This is a genomic window from Pseudovibrio sp. Alg231-02, from assembly GCF_900143565.1.
In the GTDB taxonomy this organism is placed as follows: domain Bacteria; phylum Pseudomonadota; class Alphaproteobacteria; order Rhizobiales; family Stappiaceae; genus Pseudovibrio.
The window spans coordinates 746,077-761,081 of the sequence record NZ_FREX01000001.1; the positions used below are offsets into that span (position 1 = coordinate 746,077).

11 protein-coding genes are annotated in these 15,005 nt (G+C 52.2%); 8 read left to right on the forward strand and 3 right to left on the reverse strand.

All coding sequences use genetic code 11. From position 1 onward, the window contains the following. The first annotated feature begins 84 nt into the window (after window positions 1–84). Complete coding sequence (locus tag DHN43_RS03185; RefSeq protein WP_108817702.1) at window positions 85–1,350, forward strand: hypothetical protein; 1,266 nt, start codon at window positions 85–87, stop codon at window positions 1,348–1,350. A 350-nt stretch (window positions 1,351–1,700) separates the two neighbouring features. Beyond that, complete coding sequence (locus DHN43_RS03190; protein WP_057462768.1) at window positions 1,701–3,287, forward strand: SulP family inorganic anion transporter; 1,587 nt, start codon at window positions 1,701–1,703, stop codon at window positions 3,285–3,287. A gap of 76 nt (window positions 3,288–3,363) precedes the next feature. Here DHN43_RS03190 and DHN43_RS03195 read toward each other — a convergent pair whose 3' ends face one another. Then, the gene (locus tag DHN43_RS03195) at window positions 3,364–4,371 is read right to left on the reverse strand and encodes an EF-hand domain-containing protein (protein WP_108817703.1); all 1,008 of its coding nucleotides are present in this window, start codon (window positions 4,369–4,371) and stop codon (window positions 3,364–3,366) included. Window positions 4,372–4,645: 274 nt separating this feature from the next. On the opposite strand from DHN43_RS03195, the gene DHN43_RS03200 reads away from it, so the two are divergent. The 3 genes from DHN43_RS03200 (at window position 4,646) to DHN43_RS03210 (ending at window position 7,700) form a co-directional block, all read left to right on the forward strand. Further along, window positions 4,646–5,374, forward strand: a complete 729-nt coding sequence (locus tag DHN43_RS03200) for a response regulator (RefSeq protein ID WP_057462770.1) — start codon at window positions 4,646–4,648, stop codon at window positions 5,372–5,374. Next, entirely contained in the window at window positions 5,371–6,819 is a 1,449-nt protein-coding gene (locus DHN43_RS03205; RefSeq protein ID WP_108817704.1) for an ATP-binding protein, read from the forward strand. Before DHN43_RS03200 ends, DHN43_RS03205 begins: the two co-directional genes overlap by 4 nt. Before the next feature lie 218 nt (window positions 6,820–7,037). Beyond that, window positions 7,038–7,700 carry a DUF1906 domain-containing protein gene (locus DHN43_RS03210; RefSeq protein WP_108817992.1) on the forward strand — a complete coding sequence of 221 codons (663 nt, stop codon included), beginning with the start codon at window positions 7,038–7,040 and terminating at the stop codon, window positions 7,698–7,700. A gap of 128 nt (window positions 7,701–7,828) precedes the next feature. On the opposite strand, the gene DHN43_RS03215 is transcribed toward DHN43_RS03210, so the two are convergent. After that, window positions 7,829–10,012, reverse strand: a complete 2,184-nt coding sequence (locus DHN43_RS03215) for a malate synthase G (RefSeq protein WP_108817705.1) — start codon at window positions 10,010–10,012, stop codon at window positions 7,829–7,831. A 382-nt stretch (window positions 10,013–10,394) separates the two neighbouring features. Here DHN43_RS03215 and DHN43_RS03220 point away from each other — a divergent pair, with 382 nt between their 5' ends. Together DHN43_RS03220 and DHN43_RS03225 are read left to right on the forward strand one after the other, a co-directional pair. After that, on the forward strand, window positions 10,395–11,285 hold the full coding sequence (locus DHN43_RS03220; protein ID WP_063288136.1) for a DMT family transporter: 891 nt from the start codon (window positions 10,395–10,397) through the stop codon (window positions 11,283–11,285). A 224-nt stretch (window positions 11,286–11,509) separates the two neighbouring features. After that, complete coding sequence (locus DHN43_RS03225) at window positions 11,510–12,373, forward strand: hypothetical protein (RefSeq protein ID WP_063318328.1); 864 nt, start codon at window positions 11,510–11,512, stop codon at window positions 12,371–12,373. Window positions 12,374–12,381: 8 nt separating this feature from the next. Here DHN43_RS03225 and DHN43_RS03230 read toward each other — a convergent pair whose 3' ends face one another. Further along, a complete protein-coding gene (locus DHN43_RS03230) occupies window positions 12,382–13,848 on the reverse strand; it encodes an ATP-binding protein (protein ID WP_057462776.1) in 1,467 nt (488 codons plus the stop codon). 462 nt (window positions 13,849–14,310) lie between these two features. Between DHN43_RS03230 and trhA the strand changes: the two genes are divergently transcribed. After that, the gene (trhA, locus tag DHN43_RS03240) at window positions 14,311–14,955 is read left to right on the forward strand and encodes a PAQR family membrane homeostasis protein TrhA (protein WP_108817707.1); all 645 of its coding nucleotides are present in this window, start codon (window positions 14,311–14,313) and stop codon (window positions 14,953–14,955) included. Window positions 14,956–15,005: the final 50 nt, after the last annotated feature.

Below are 15,005 nucleotides of genomic sequence, written 5' to 3' on the forward strand. Positions count from 1 at the left end.
GAGAAGATAGCTAGGTAAATATTGCTTCAACTAGCGGTTTTGATAGCCTCAAACAACATAGTTGAGCTACACACTGAAAGTAACATGCCTGACAAAATTGATTTTTTAGACGAGTACTTTGCCCTTTTTGCAAGGTTCTACAGTCACATGTTTCAGCGGAGTTTTAGCTTCTGTGCCGTTATGAACGCCGCTAACGAGATCAAAGCTGATTTCCAGGGAGCTATTCGCCCTAACAACGCCATATGGAAGCAAATACTCGAATGGCCAGAATGGGTTGCACTTGACAACAAAGTTAAAGAAAATGGGGGAGAAAGCCTCAAGCCGTACTTTGTTATTTGTTACCATTTCACAGAGATCACAAATGCTTTAGCTTTGTTCCAAACCAGTCATACTCTTAACGCAAGCAGTCAACTTCCTGTATTCAGAGACATTGCGAGACACCCAGATATTCTGACTCGCACCTTACTTGATGGTACTTCATCGTTATCAGAACGAATGGATGACCATTTTATTATACTGATACAAGGATTGAAAATTGAAACTCCTATCGAGTTAGCAGGTATTGGAACTTTCGCACCAATTGACGAAGCTACCCAAAATTACAGGCAGTTTTGGTCTAGCCCGCATACCAAAAACCATTTGTATACAGCGTTCTATACAAAATCAGAAACTTTCACAGAAGACGGTTTCATCAAGCGCTTCATGACTTCTCTGCGCCTAATTAAAGAAGGCGACATAAGACTACTTGATATATTAGTTGGGCATAAACACTTTATGCTCCCAATGAGTTACCAAAAAGCCAAACACACTACTGGTGATACAGACTACCTTGAGGAAACAGCAATTTTCGGGGCTCGTCCACCTAAGCTTTTGGAGATTGATAATACCGAGGTGGACACATTTTGCGACCATATGCTTACCTGCCTCCAAGGGCTAACCAAGATGGAAGCCGCCTGCGAGTATTTCAATCATGCGCTGATTGGCCCAAAATCATTACAGATACCAATGTTGTTTTTTGCTCTGGAGGCATGTTTTCCCGACAAAACGGGCGAAAAATCCGAAAAACTCGCAACTTATATTGTCCACTGCCTTGATGAACATAATGATTTGAAAAAAGTCATCCTTCTACATTACAGCTTACGAAGTAGTATTGTGCATGGTGACGAGAAAGAACTTACACGAAATCAAAGGAAACTGGCGTCTGAGTGCAGAAATGTATCTCTAAAAGACGGAGCCAAGCCTGAAATGATTTTGCTAACAAGGCGCATATTTACATTTCTAGCAAGTCAAAAATGGCATCCCAAGAAAGGTGCTAGGAAACTCAGAGCGCAGTTTTCGCCGGCTAGCTGAGGTTCGTTATCTCAAGATTCTAAAGATCTCCTCATTACACTTACTCTCTAATCACGGCACCTCATCACGCAAACTCACACCACAGTCTTCCTCATGTCGTACCTTTACACTTCCCCTCCCCGCACCCCGTGCATGGCTATTATGCGTTGGGGGGATGGTGTTTTTGACGATATTCCCGTATAAGCGCGTCAAAAGGGAGACAAAAACCGCTCAAATTTTAGCGGTGTCCTGGCTGAATAGCTCTTGTCCTTGAGCAGGAAACCTCTTGGTTTCACACGGACTTCACAGTGCGTGCCTAGGATTTGCCCACTACTTTAAAACAGTACCAAGAATCCCATTGGAGGTGCTACTTGCATTCGTCCTCGAAGGCGCACGCGCCCGAAAAGACTGGCTTTACAGCCAATACTATTAAGGTTGAGCTCCTCTCCGGGCTTACCGTTGCTCTTGCTCTGGTTCCAGAAGCTGTTGCATTCGCATTTGTTGCTCAGGTTGAACCGCTTGTAGGTCTGTACGCGGCCTTCATCGTCGGCATTATTACTGCTGTTTTCGGTGGTCGTCCGGGCATGATCTCTGGTGCAACCGGCGCGCTTGCCGTTGTTATGGTCTCACTCGTAGTGACCTACGGCGTGGAATACCTGTTTGCGACCGTTGTGCTGATGGGTATCCTTCAGCTGATCTTCGGCGTGATGCGCTGGGGTAAGTTCATCCGCATGGTGCCGCATCCAGTTATGCTTGGGTTTGTGAACGGCCTTGCGATCGTGATCTTTCTTGCGCAAATGGGCCAGTTCCAGACCGTTGATGAAGTGACTGGCACAGCAAGCTGGCTTGCAGGCATGGACCTGACGTTGATGCTTGGTCTTGTTGCATTGACCATGGCTGTGATCTGGTATCTGCCAAAGCTGACCAACGCTATTCCTGCTCCGCTTGCAGCTATTGTTGTTGTTTCTGTGATCGTGATTGGCCTTGGGCTCAACGTTCAGACCGTTGGCGATCTGGCTCCGATTTCTGGTGGCCTGCCTGAATTCCACATCCCTATGGTTCCACTGAACCTTGAGACGCTGCAGATCATCCTGCCATACTCCATCATTCTTGCTGCAATCGGCCTGATTGAAAGCCTTTTGACGCTGAACCTTGTTTCTGAAATGACAGATACACGCGGTGGCGCCTCCAAAGAGTGTCTTGCTCAGGGTGCAGCAAACGTTGTGACTGGCTTCTTCGGCGGCATGGGTGGTTGTGCGATGATTGGTCAGTCGATGATCAACGTGAAATCCGGTGGCCGGACACGCCTTGCAGGTATTGCGGCAGCGCTGTTTTTGCTCAGCTTCATTCTGTTTGCCTCTTCGCTGATTGAACAGATTCCGCTGGCAGCGCTGGTTGGTGTGATGTTCATGGTGGTGATTGGTACCTTTGCGTGGAACACCTTCAAGATCCTGCACAAGATTCCACGAACTGATGCGATTGTTATTGCGCTGGTGACTGGTGTGACTGTGTATTCTGACCTTGCTGTTGCTGTTGTGGTTGGCGTGATTGTTTCTGCGCTGGCTTATGCATGGAACGCATCCAAGCGTATTGATGCACACACAACAACCAACTCTGAAGGCCAGAAGATCTACAAGCTGGAAGGCCCGCTGTTCTTTGGCTCTGCTGCTGGTTTCCAGGAGATCTTTGATCCTCAGTCTGACCCGGATGATGTGATTGTTGACTTCATCAATTCCCGCGTGGTGGACCATTCCGGTTTGCAGGCAATTGATGCACTGGCAACGCGCTATGAGCAGGTTGGCAAGACCCTGCATCTGCGTCACTTATCTCCGGATTGTAAAGACCTGCTGCACAAAGCTGGCAGCATGGTTGAGGTCGCCGTTCTGGAAGATCCGCATTACGGCATTGCAGTTGATTATGATGCAGAGATGCAAGAGACCAAGCCAGCCACAAGCTGATGCAGGTTTCCTAAGCTGATACAGAAAAGGCGGAGCACACTGGCTCCGCCTTTTTTATTCGCTCAAACGGGTTGGTTTATCCGCGCTGGCCTTGTCCCTTGCCGTAACCATGACCGTGGCCACCTTTGCGGTCCTTCTGGCCTTTGCGCCAGTCTTTCTTCATCTTCGTGAAGTCTGCAGAGGTGATGACGCCGTCGTTGTTACGGTCCATGCGTTTCATCATCTGAGCAGTTGGTGCAAAGAACTCTTCCTGTGTGACTTTCAGGTCGCCGTTAGCATCCAGACGCTGGAAGGAACGAACGTACATCGGCTCTTTGAATTCAGCTGCGATGGTTCTGAAACCAGCCAGATCAACCGGGCCATTTGCGAAGAGCTGGTCAGCGAGTTTGCTCAGTTCATCCTTGGAGATCTGGCCGTTCTTGTCCAGATCAACCTTGGCGAACATTGCGCCCATCATTTCGCCGCGCATGCCTTTGCCGCCATGCTTGCCAAAGCTCATCATGCCCTGATCGCGAGGGCCATCACCCCAGCCACCTTTGCCTTGTTTGCCGCCTTGCTTACCGTCGCGGGGGCCTTTCTGCCAGCCGTCCTTGCCTTGTTTGCCATCACGTGGGCCATCGCCCCAGCTGCCTTTGCCGCCCTTGCCGTCCTGCATCTTGGCCATACGGTCGCCCATGCGCTTTTTCATCTTGTCCATGCGCGCAGTCATGCGTTCTGCCTGATCAAGGAACTCTTCGCGGGTCACCTGACCGTCGCCGTTGCTGTCAAAGCGCTGGAAGATGCGGACTGAACGGTCCTTGCTGCGCTCGGATGAACGATCTGCTGCGAAGACTTTCCATTCTTCCAGAGTGATTGCGCCGTCGCCAGCTGTGTCTGCTTTTGCAAAGTCTGCTTTGCGTTTTGCTTCAATCTCAGCTGTGGTGACTGAGCCGTCCTTGTTTGCGTCAAAATTTGTAAAAAACTGGGAAGACATCTTCTTACCAAAGCTTCCGCCAAAACCTGGAGCAGCCATGGCAGGAGACAGAGCGGTACCAGCAATCAATGCAGCTACAGAGCCAGCCATAATCGTTTTGAAATTCATCATGTCGTGTTCTCCTAAAAATCAAAGCCTAAAACGAGGGGAAGGTTTGTGTGAGTGTGCTTCGATAAACAGAAGATAGGAGCGAACTGTCGCAAAACTACACCAGAAAACACGCTGTTTTGTCACAGTATTTGCCAGAATATCGGGTTGGGACAGTTTGATACATTTTTGGGTACAGAGAACCTTTCGCAGGCCCCGGGAATACGGCATAAGTTAGGCATCGCATACTATATGGTCTTTCACAGGTAATGGGAGACGAGACTTACAGCGAGGATGCATGTCTCAGAGTACAGCACATATTCTTATCGTCGATGATCATCGGGATATCCGGGAGAGCCTTGCCCGGTATCTGACGAAGAATAATATGCGTACGACCGTGGCAGAAAGTGCAGCTGCTGCACGTAAGACTCTGAGAAACTCCTCCATTGATCTTGTGGTGCTGGACATCATGATGCCGGGTGAAGACGGTTTGTCACTCTGCCGGCATCTGGTGGAGACCAATCAGGCCCCTGTGATCCTGCTGACAGCGATGGCTGAAGATACAGACCGCGTTGTGGGCCTAGAGATTGGTGCAGATGATTATGTGACCAAGCCCTTCAACCCGCGTGAGCTGCTGGCCCGCATCCGCGCTGTGCTGCGCCGTGCCACCAGTGTTCCGCGGGAACGTGACCCTATCGATACAGAAAAACTGGCGTTTAACGGCTGGGTTCTGGATACTGCACGGCGAGAACTGATTGATCCGGAAGATGTGAGCGTGCCTCTGTCGTCCGGTGAGTTTCAGTTGCTGCTGGCGTTTTTGAAGCGGCCCCGTGTTGTGCTGTCCCGCGAGCAACTGCTTGATCTGACCTCAGGCCGCTCACTGGGGGTGTTCGACCGGTCTATCGACAATCAGGTTTCCCGCTTGCGCCGGAAAATCGAGATTGATCCCAAAAATCCGGAGTTGATCAAAACTGTCTGGGGGGGCGGTTACACCTTTACCGGTGAAGTCAAAGAAGTCACCCAATGAAATTTCTCAGATACCTGATCCCCCGCCGTCTTGCTCCCCAGCTCATCTTGCTGCTGCTGGCTGCGCTTATCTTTTCGCAGGTCGTCAGCTTTGTTCTGCTTGGACGAGAGCGTCAGGTGGCGCTTGCCAATCTTGCCCGCGATAATGCCTTGTGGCGCACTGCGAATGTGGTGAAGCTGCTGGAAGCGACGCCGCCGCGCTTGCAGAAGCAGGTTCTGCGTACGGTCTCTAACACACGCACGCGCTTTTCGATTGGAGACACTCCGGTCGTCGCCGAAACGGGTGGTGATGAAAGCATGGAAGCTCGGCTTGCCGACTACCTGAAGCGCAAGCTGGATCATGACCGACAAGCCCGTGTTGCCGTTATCTACAATGAGCGTTTTCAAGAAGAGAAGTGGCGTGAGCGGTCTTCTCCGCCTCCAGATGGGCGTGAGCGATCTTCTCATGGTTCCATGCAGGCGATGCATGACCGCCGCGATGATTATTTCAAAAAATACCGCTGGTTTTCTCTCAAGGGCGTCCAGCTCTTTGCTGCCATTGAGCTGAAGAATGGCCAGTGGCTCAACATCGAGAGCAACTTCCGGCTTCCGAAGCCCTCGTTTGTACCGATATTGCTGCCGATCGTCATTATGGCCTTGCTGACCATTTTGATCATCTGGGTCTCTGTGTACCGCCTGACAAAGCCACTTCGAACGCTGGAAGCGGCTGCCAATGATCTTGGCCGTGGTGCCGATGTGAAGCCGCTGAAAGAAGCAGGTCCTGCCGAAGTGCAGGCTGTGACGCGCTCGTTCAACCAGATGCAGGAGCGATTAACACGGTTTATCTCTGACCGTACCCGCATGCTGGCGGCGATCAGCCATGATTTGCGTACCCCGATCACCTCACTGCGTATTCGTGCCGAGTTTATTGATGATGATGAAGACCGGGAGCGCATGATCGCCACGCTGGATGAAATGCAGGCAATGGTGGAGGAAACGCTTGCCTTTACCCGTGAAGATTCCAAGCAGGAAGAGCTGCGTTCTGTCGACCTTGGCGGTTTGCTGGAGAGCATCGCCAATGATCAGGAGGACATGGGCAACCATGTGAGCGTTGAGGCACACGACCGTGTTGTGCTGAAGTGTCGTCCGATGTCTCTTAAACGTGCTTTCCAGAACCTGATTGGCAATGCAATCCGTTATGGCGAGCAGGCTGAGGTTTCGTTCCGAGTTGACGAGGCTCATGCGGAAGTTCGTATTGCAGACAAAGGTCCGGGCATCCCGCAGAACCGCCTTGAAGATGTGTTCGAGCCGTTTGTTCGTCTGGAAGAATCCAGAAATGAAGAAACAGGTGGCATCGGTTTGGGCCTTGCGATCACACGCAGCATCATTCATGCGCAAGGCGGTACAATCCGCCTTGAGAATGACGAGGAAAACGGCCTTGTCGCAATTGTGAGACTACCGCTTTAAGGCGGCTTTTCCTTGCCTTGAAGGCCGCTAATCGCCAGGCCATTTTTGTGGGCCTGTACCTGCCCTCTGGGTTGCCTTTGCCGTTTTTCGTCGACAAACCGTTCCAGCTTTTTTCGAAAAATGTTTTAAGGATTGCCTTACCTTGACACCACCTGATGCCTCACGGTGAGTGTCGTGCGCTCGTCATGGCTCTGCATAACAACAAAAAGCAGAGAACAATGACAAAGCAACAAGCCATAAAGACGGAACCTGGGGTAGACGGAGCGGCTTCAGCAGAAGTACTCGCCAGCAGTTTGGCTAAAAAGGGGTACAAAGCCATTGGGCGTTACTATTCCAAATCGGACTGGAAACGCCTGACACAAACAGAAGCACAACAGCTTATTGCTGCCGGACTGACCGTTTTTACCGTTTACGAAGATGCGAACAATTCAGCTGCACAATTTAGTAGTGAAACGGGGACTGCCCAGGCGCAGGAAGCAATGCGGCAGGCCCAAACCGTGATCCGCCAGCCCAAGGGGACAGCCATCTATTTTGCGGTAGACTATGATGCTTCAGAACAAGACCACGACCAGCATATCCGCCCCTATTTTGAAGCGATCAATCAAGCATTTTCAGAGGCTGGCTCACCCTACAAAGTCGGGGTCTATGCCAATGGCCTGATCAATCAGAAACTTTTAGACGACAAGTTGGTGGACTTTACGTGGCTGAGCCAATCAACCGGATTTAGAAACTATCAGGAATTTAAGGATTCCAACAAATGGAACATCCTACAAGGCCCGCCGGTTCGTATCTCAGGAACTGACTTTGACAGTGATACGATGAATCTGTCCCAAGGCAGCTTCGGAGGTTTCACACACCTCGTGCCACAGGGCGACACCTGAGCTTTACTCTGGGTTTAGACATGGTGCGCTTATCTACATTCACGCACCATGCTCTTAATCTCTATATGCAGGTATATTCCTGCCCGAAGACCGGAGCTGCTTTCGGGAATACACTCAAACTATGTGTTTTAAGCAGAAACGCCGAATTTGGCTTTTGCTTCCAAACGGCGTTTGTGCAGCACTGGTTCGGTGTAACCGCTTGGCTGGACGCGGCCCTTGAACACCAGATCGCAAGCGGCCTGGAAGGCGACGGAGTTGTCGAAGTCCGGTGCCATATTGTGGTAGGCCGTATCGCCCGCGTTCTGCTCATCCACCACAGCGGCCATACGCTTCATGATCTCCATCACTTGCTCTTTTGAGCAGACATTGTGATGCAGCCAGTTGGCGATGTGCTGGGAAGAGATGCGGCAGGTGGCACGGTCTTCCATCAAAGCAACATTGTGGATGTCCAGCACCTTGGAACAACCAGTACCGTGTTCTACCCAGCGGACAACATAACCAAGGATGCCTTGTGCGTTGTTTTCAACTTCTGACCTGATGTCTTCCGGCGTCCAGTTTGGATTGGTCGCAACCGGAATGGACAGGATGTCGTCCAGCTTTGCAGGCTCGCGGCTTGCCAGTTCTTCCTGAACGGCTGGCACACAGACCTGATGGTAGTGCATGGCATGCAATGTTGCTGCGGTTGGAGATGGAACCCATGCGGTGTTGGCACCCGCTTTTGGATGACCGATCTTCTGCTCCAGCATAGCGTGCATAAGATCCGGCATGGCCCACATGCCTTTACCGATTTGTGCATGCTCTCTCAAGCCGCAGGCAAGACCGGTGTCTACGTTGTGGTTCTCATAAGCGTTGATCCATGCTGCTTGCTTCATGTCCGCCTTGCGGATCATCGGGCCAGCTTCCATGGAGGTATGGATTTCATCACCAGTGCGATCAAGGAAGCCGGTGTTGATGAAGCAGACACGGGCTTTAGCTGCGCGAATGCACTCTTTGAGGTTGACCGTGGTGCGGCGTTCCTCATCCATGATGCCCATTTTCAGGGTATTGCGCGGCAGTTCCAGAACATCTTCAACACGGCCAAACAGCTCGTTTGCGAAGGTGACTTCTTCCGGGCCATGCATCTTTGGTTTCACGACATAGACCGAACCAGACACAGAGTTCATGTTGCGGGCTGTTGCGCCTGTGCGCAGGCCAATGTCGTGTACTGCGCAAAGGGCTGTCACCATGGCATCCATGATGCCTTCGAAGACCTCATTGCAATCCTGATCAAGGATTGCAGGGTTGGTCATCAGATGGCCGACGTTGCGCACCAACATCAGGGAACGCCCTTTCAGAGCCAGTGCATCGCCCTGTGCATCTGTATAGTGGCGGTCTGCATTCAAAGTACGGGTGAAGGTTTTGCCACCCTTGGCGACTTCTTCCTTCAGATCACCATTCATCAAGCCCAGCCAGTTGCGGTAGGCCAGTGCTTTGTCTTCCCCATCCACGGCAGCAACAGAGTCTTCGCAGTCCATGATGGTGGAGATGGCAGATTCCAAAATGATGTCGCTGATACCAGCTTTGTCTGCAGCACCAATCGGGCTGGTGCTGTCAAACAGAACATCAAAGTGCAGGCCGTTTTTCTGCAGCAGGATAGAGGTTGGCGCGTCTTTATCGCCTGCATAGCCAACAAATCCGAGAGGGTCCTGAAGGCCAGCCATATCTTCATTTTCAAGGGTCAGCGCCAGAGAACCACCCATAATGGCGAACTCTTTGACATCAGCCCAACTGCCTTCATCCAGTGGCAGAGCTTCATCCAGTTTTTTGCGTGCGTAGGTGATCACTTCTGCGCCGCGCTTCTCATCGTACCCGCCTGCTTGTGGGGTGGTCCCCATTGCATCGGTTCCGTAGAGCGCATCATACAGGGAGCCCCAGCGTGCATTGGCAGCATTGAGGGCGTAGCGCGCATTCATGACTGGTACAACGAGCTGAGGGCCAGCGATCTCTGCAATTTCCGGGTCTACGTTGTCTGTCTCAACTTCAAAGCTGTCCCCTTCTGGCAGGAGGTAGCCAAGCTCTTTGAGGAATGCCTTGTAGCTCTCAAGATCAATGGTACCGGGATTGGCTTTATGCCAGTCGTCGATCTTGGTCTGGATGTCTTCACGGATTTGAAGCAGCTCGCGGTTCTTCGGTGTCAGATCCTTGATGATCTGCGAAAAGCCCTCCCAGAACTGTTCGGATGACACTCCAGTTCCCGGAAGCGCTTCGTTTTCGATGAAGTTATGGAGCTCCGGTGAAACCTGTAGTGATGCAACACTTACTCTTTGCGACATGGGTCCCCCTCGTATTGTCATTTTTTAGCAGGATATGCCGTCACTTCCTGCCGCTGAGTTTTTCAGATCAAACCCTTGCAAATTCAATCTCAAGTTTCAATGCATCAATTCGTTTCCGGCTCTTTCAAAACACAGGTGATTGAATGGCAGGCTTTGGTCACGCGGTCTAATGCTTTGATTTTGGGTGGGTTTGTCTGCACTTCACAGTGACATGTCGGGCAAAAGGGCATACTTGACGAAACCTCTACAGCCCTTGCGGAAATTCACCTTGCATTTGATAGGGGGACGGTGAAGGGTGACAGTTCCTTTTCAGCGGTGCCTCCTGCCCGCTCACCGACGGACTTTTTACATGCCTTTTCTCACCCCTCTGTACAGCAGGCCAATGCTGCTTCTGGTGTTGACCACACTCATGTGGAGCGGCAACGCCGTGGCGAGCCAGCTGGCTGTGGGGCATGTTTCGCCTATGGTGATCGTGTTCTTGCGGTGGGGGATTGTGGCTGCGCTCATGAGCCTGATTGCCTGGCGGGATCTTGTTGCCTCCTGGGCGGACATCCGCCCTCACCTGATCAGCATCGCTTTGATGGCCGCGTTCGGATTCTCCGGCTTCAATGGCCTGTTCTATCTAGCAGCTCACAACACCACGGCGGTGAACATGGGCATCTTGCAGGGCTCCATTCCGATGATCGTCGTGATTGGCGCTTACTTTCTGTTTGGCGCACGGGTGACGCTTATCCAGTTCATCGGCATTTTGCTGACGTTGCTTGGGGTTTTTGTTGTGGCCAGTCAGGGCAGCATTCAGGTTCTGCTCAACTTGCACATTAACCCGGGTGATGCGCTGATGCTTGTTGCTGCGGTGTTTTATGCTGGATACACGCTGGCTTTGAGAAACCGACCCAAGGTCCCTGCACTCGCCTTTTTTGCGGTGATGGCCTTTGTGGCTTCCCTGGTGTCACTGCCGATGCTGGCCGTTGAATACAGTCAGGAGACGTTGGTCTGGCCTTCGCTGCAGGGCTGGTTGGTTATTTTGTACATCTCTCTTTGCCCTTCCTTCCTTGCCCAAATTTTCTATATGCGCGGAGTGGAACTGATTGGTCCTAACCGGGCTGGTGTCTTTGTTAATCTGGTTCCGGTGTTTGCATCGGTGATGGCAATTGTGCTGCTTGGGGAAGTGTTTGCGTTTTATCACGGCGCTGCTCTGGCGCTGGTGCTGGGTGGCATCTGGATTGCAGAGAAGTTTGCCTGGGAGAAGCGGGCCAACAAGGCGAAAGCCTGATCCTTTTGCAACAGACAGGTGCATTACTCACAGACTTCAAAGTCTACCATTTCAGTAGACTTTGTTTTTGTGCTAAGTAACGCGAAAGTGTTGTTGTGTCGTGTTCAGCCAACTGTCAGCCAAACATGCGCGCCTCGTAACTATAAGTTTCAGCGTATCCATTTCGGAAATTCAATTCCACTTTCCGGATATGCGCAGTCGTAGATCCAGAGGTTTTGCAGGCAGTGTCCACCGGTCTATCGCCCTCAGATATTCCCACTTTCGAAACAGCGGGCATTCCCGCACGTTTTGCAGGCCTCATTAAGGCTGCTCTACCTGAAGGTGGTGAGCTGGTTGCTGCGCGGGCAATCACCGCGCCTGCACCACACGTGGTGGCTGCAGAGCTGCGGGAGTTTTCCGGTTTTGACAGCAACTTCGGTCTGGTTGCAAAGCGCATGATTGACTACATCAAGGAAGATCGCGGCGCACCGACGACAAAGATTGCCGCAAGCCTTGCCCTGAAGACAATCTGCCAGATCCTGCTCAACCGGATTTCGGTCAGTTACCTGCTGAGTGGCCGTGCACCCCGCATTGATGAACTGCGGTTTGTCCTGCATGGCAAGGCCCCCTGGGTGGAGATATTCTTTGACCCTCGCCTTTCGGAAGAGGATTTCGAGCTTAATCCGGACCAGGGCCCTGCGGAGCTGTTCGCACTTTCCATTTGCTTCGAAGAGATCATTCAGGTCTTCCACCGGGAGCTGGGGCGGCGAAAAGTGGCGCCTTCGGTGTTTTATTCCACCGTGGCTGTTTCCATCATATCGCCGTTTCTTGTCTTGCGACGCCATGGTGCAAAACCATCAGATGTGGCGAGCCTGATGCGTGCCTATCTTGCGAGCCTTGGGAAGAAGATCAATGGCGGGATTGTCTGGCGTCAACGCCAGCAGGAGGGGTTGACGGAGTATGCTCCGCGGCGCAAAGCGTGCTGCCTGAAGTATGTTCTGCCATCCAAACCGCATTTGTGCTCCACCTGCTCGCGAAGCACTGAGACAACCTTCTTTGATGAAGTGGATGGGCCTGCGGGCGGCCATTCCTTGCCGGATGGCCGCTGACCTGCAGCTTATTTGGTTGCGGTTTGCTTGCCGATATCCGGCAGAGTCACGATACGGTTTCCACGCAAATCACTGGCACAGATGATGAAGCCCTGCTCTTCCATATGGGTGAGCAGCCAACGCGCTCTGCCCGGTGAGCGGGTACCATACGCTTTCGCGATGTCCAGATCTGCCGGGCACGGCTCATCTGCAAAGGCAGCTTTGGCCAGCAGGAGATAGACGCCGCGCATTTCTTCTGGCAGCTGTCCAGCAATCACTTCTGCTTGCTGCCAATCACCTTCTTCGACTTCTTTTTTATCGACACCAGCACGGGCCACGGAAAGAAACTTACGGAACTTGGCAAGATCCTGAGACTTCAACCGATCAATGCGGCAGCGGACCTGAAAATCCTGATAGAGCTGGGAGACCGGTGCGAAGGCAGCTTCAGGGTCTTCAAGGATCTTGGCGATGATCTCCTGATACTGCTGGTTCTTCTCTTCCAGATTGAAGAGGTCTTCCGGCTCAGCTTCAACAACTTCCTTATGCTGTGCCTGCATGTTGCTGGCAGCTGTTTGTGACAGCTGTAGCATAACGTCTTTTGCAGAAGGCGCGGCCACACGGTTGTTGTGCAGCACCGGGTCATTGTCCGTTGCTGTGAAGATCAGTTCAGCAGCTGTTTCAACTGGCTGGTTTGGCATTGGCATCAGCTTTGGCGAGCCACCACGGCTGCCCGTGACAACTTCGCCAATCACCACCTTTTGCGGTCGGCGGGTCATTGCCGGGCCGAGGGAGATGAACTGTCCGCGCTCAAGGTTACGGAACTGCTCTGCCTGACGCCGGTCCATGCCGAGCAAGTCGGAGGCGCGGGCCATGTCAATATCAAGGAAGGTACGGCCCATCAGGAAGTTGGAGGCTTCCGCAGCCACGTTCTTGGCAAGCTTTGCCAGACGCTGGGTGGCGATGATGCCTGCCAGACCACGCTTACGACCACGACACATGAGGTTGGTCATGGCCATCAGGGAAAGGCGGCGGGCTTCTTCGCCGTAATCACCAGAGGCGGAAGGCGCAAACAGCTGGGCTTCATCCACGACGACCAGAACCGGATACCAGTATTGGCGATCGGAATCGAACAAGCCGTTCAGGAAGGCAGCTGCGGCTTTGAGCTGCTTGTCCGGCTCCAGATGTTCCAGGTTGAGAATGACGGAAATGCGGTGCTGGCGCACGCGGGCGGCGATCATGGTGAGTTCGCGATCATTCATGGTCGCCTCAATCACCACATGCCCAAACTCATCTGCCAGCGAGACAAAGTCGCCTTCCGGGTCAATCACCACCTGTTGCACCCATGGCGCGCTTTGCTCCATCAGGCGGCGTAGCAGGTGCGATTTGCCCGAGCCGGAGTTTCCCTGCACGAGTAGTCGCGTTGCAAGCAATTCTTCAAGATCGACAACAGAGGAGGTGCCATTAGGTTTGACACCCATTTCGATGCTGACCGTCATTCAAAATCTCTTGTTGCGCCTCGCAAGAGGCAGGTGATTAACCGGGTATCGGCAATAAACGTTTTTTAAAGTGCGCTTCGGTTCGCTTCTCAGATTTTGACGCTGGCAAGAACCAACGCTTACAAACCCGAAAATGGCATCGACTGCTGCTTGGGAAGTCAGCGCAAAATCTCCGATTCTAGGGAAAATTGCAAAGAAGCTGTTTCGCTTTCGCGGTCTTTCCCACAGAGCCCAAAGGGTCCTTCAAACCAGAGCAGCTTCTTTTGGGAAGCCGAGAGAGGCAATGCCACATCTGGGCGAGACTGGCAATTGGATATGCCCGATTTCCAAGGGCATGACCTTCAGAATTGAGAATTGCCCAGTAAATGACCAGATTGCAACTTAGTTACAGTTGAGTTTACGAGCTTGGACCTGCATTATGGAAGAGGGTATATATTGGATTAATTGGGGGATTGTCCGCGGATGAGGGAAGAAACCTACGCAGAACGAGTGGTTGACGGCGTCATCCACGTTGCGGGCATTGCGTTTGGAGCTGCTGCGACAACAGCCTTTGTTATGGTCTTGTGGGCAGCGGATGATTATGCTCGGCAAATCAGCATCTACATATATGCTGGTACGCTGTTGGCGATGCTTGTCTGCTCTGCGACCTACAATATTTTGCAGAAAGATAACAAGATTGGCATCCTGCGCCGTCTGGACCATTCCGCAATCTATTTCCTTATTGCCGGTACCTACACTCCCCTATGCCTGATGGTTCTTGGCGGGTGGCTTGGGATTTCCATGCTCGTCGGGATCTGGATTTGTGCGGTGGCGGGTGCGGCCATCAAGATCTTGCACATTACTTCCATGGATAAGCTGGCTGTGCCTATTTATCTGGCGATGGGCTGGGTGAGCTTCTTTGCAATCGTTCCTATTTACAATGAGCTATCCCTGGCAGGCTTCACGCTGCTTGCGACCGGTGGTGGCCTCTATACGGTTGGCACCCTGTTTTACATCTGGAAGAACCTGCCATTCCAAAACGCAATCTGGCACGGTTTTGTGTTGTCAGCAGCGGCCTGTCATTTTGCGATGATCATGGTAGATGTGGCCTTGCCCGGCTTGGCCTGACCTACTCGCTCAAGACCGAGGATGGGGACAGCAGTCCCCTTCCCCAAATC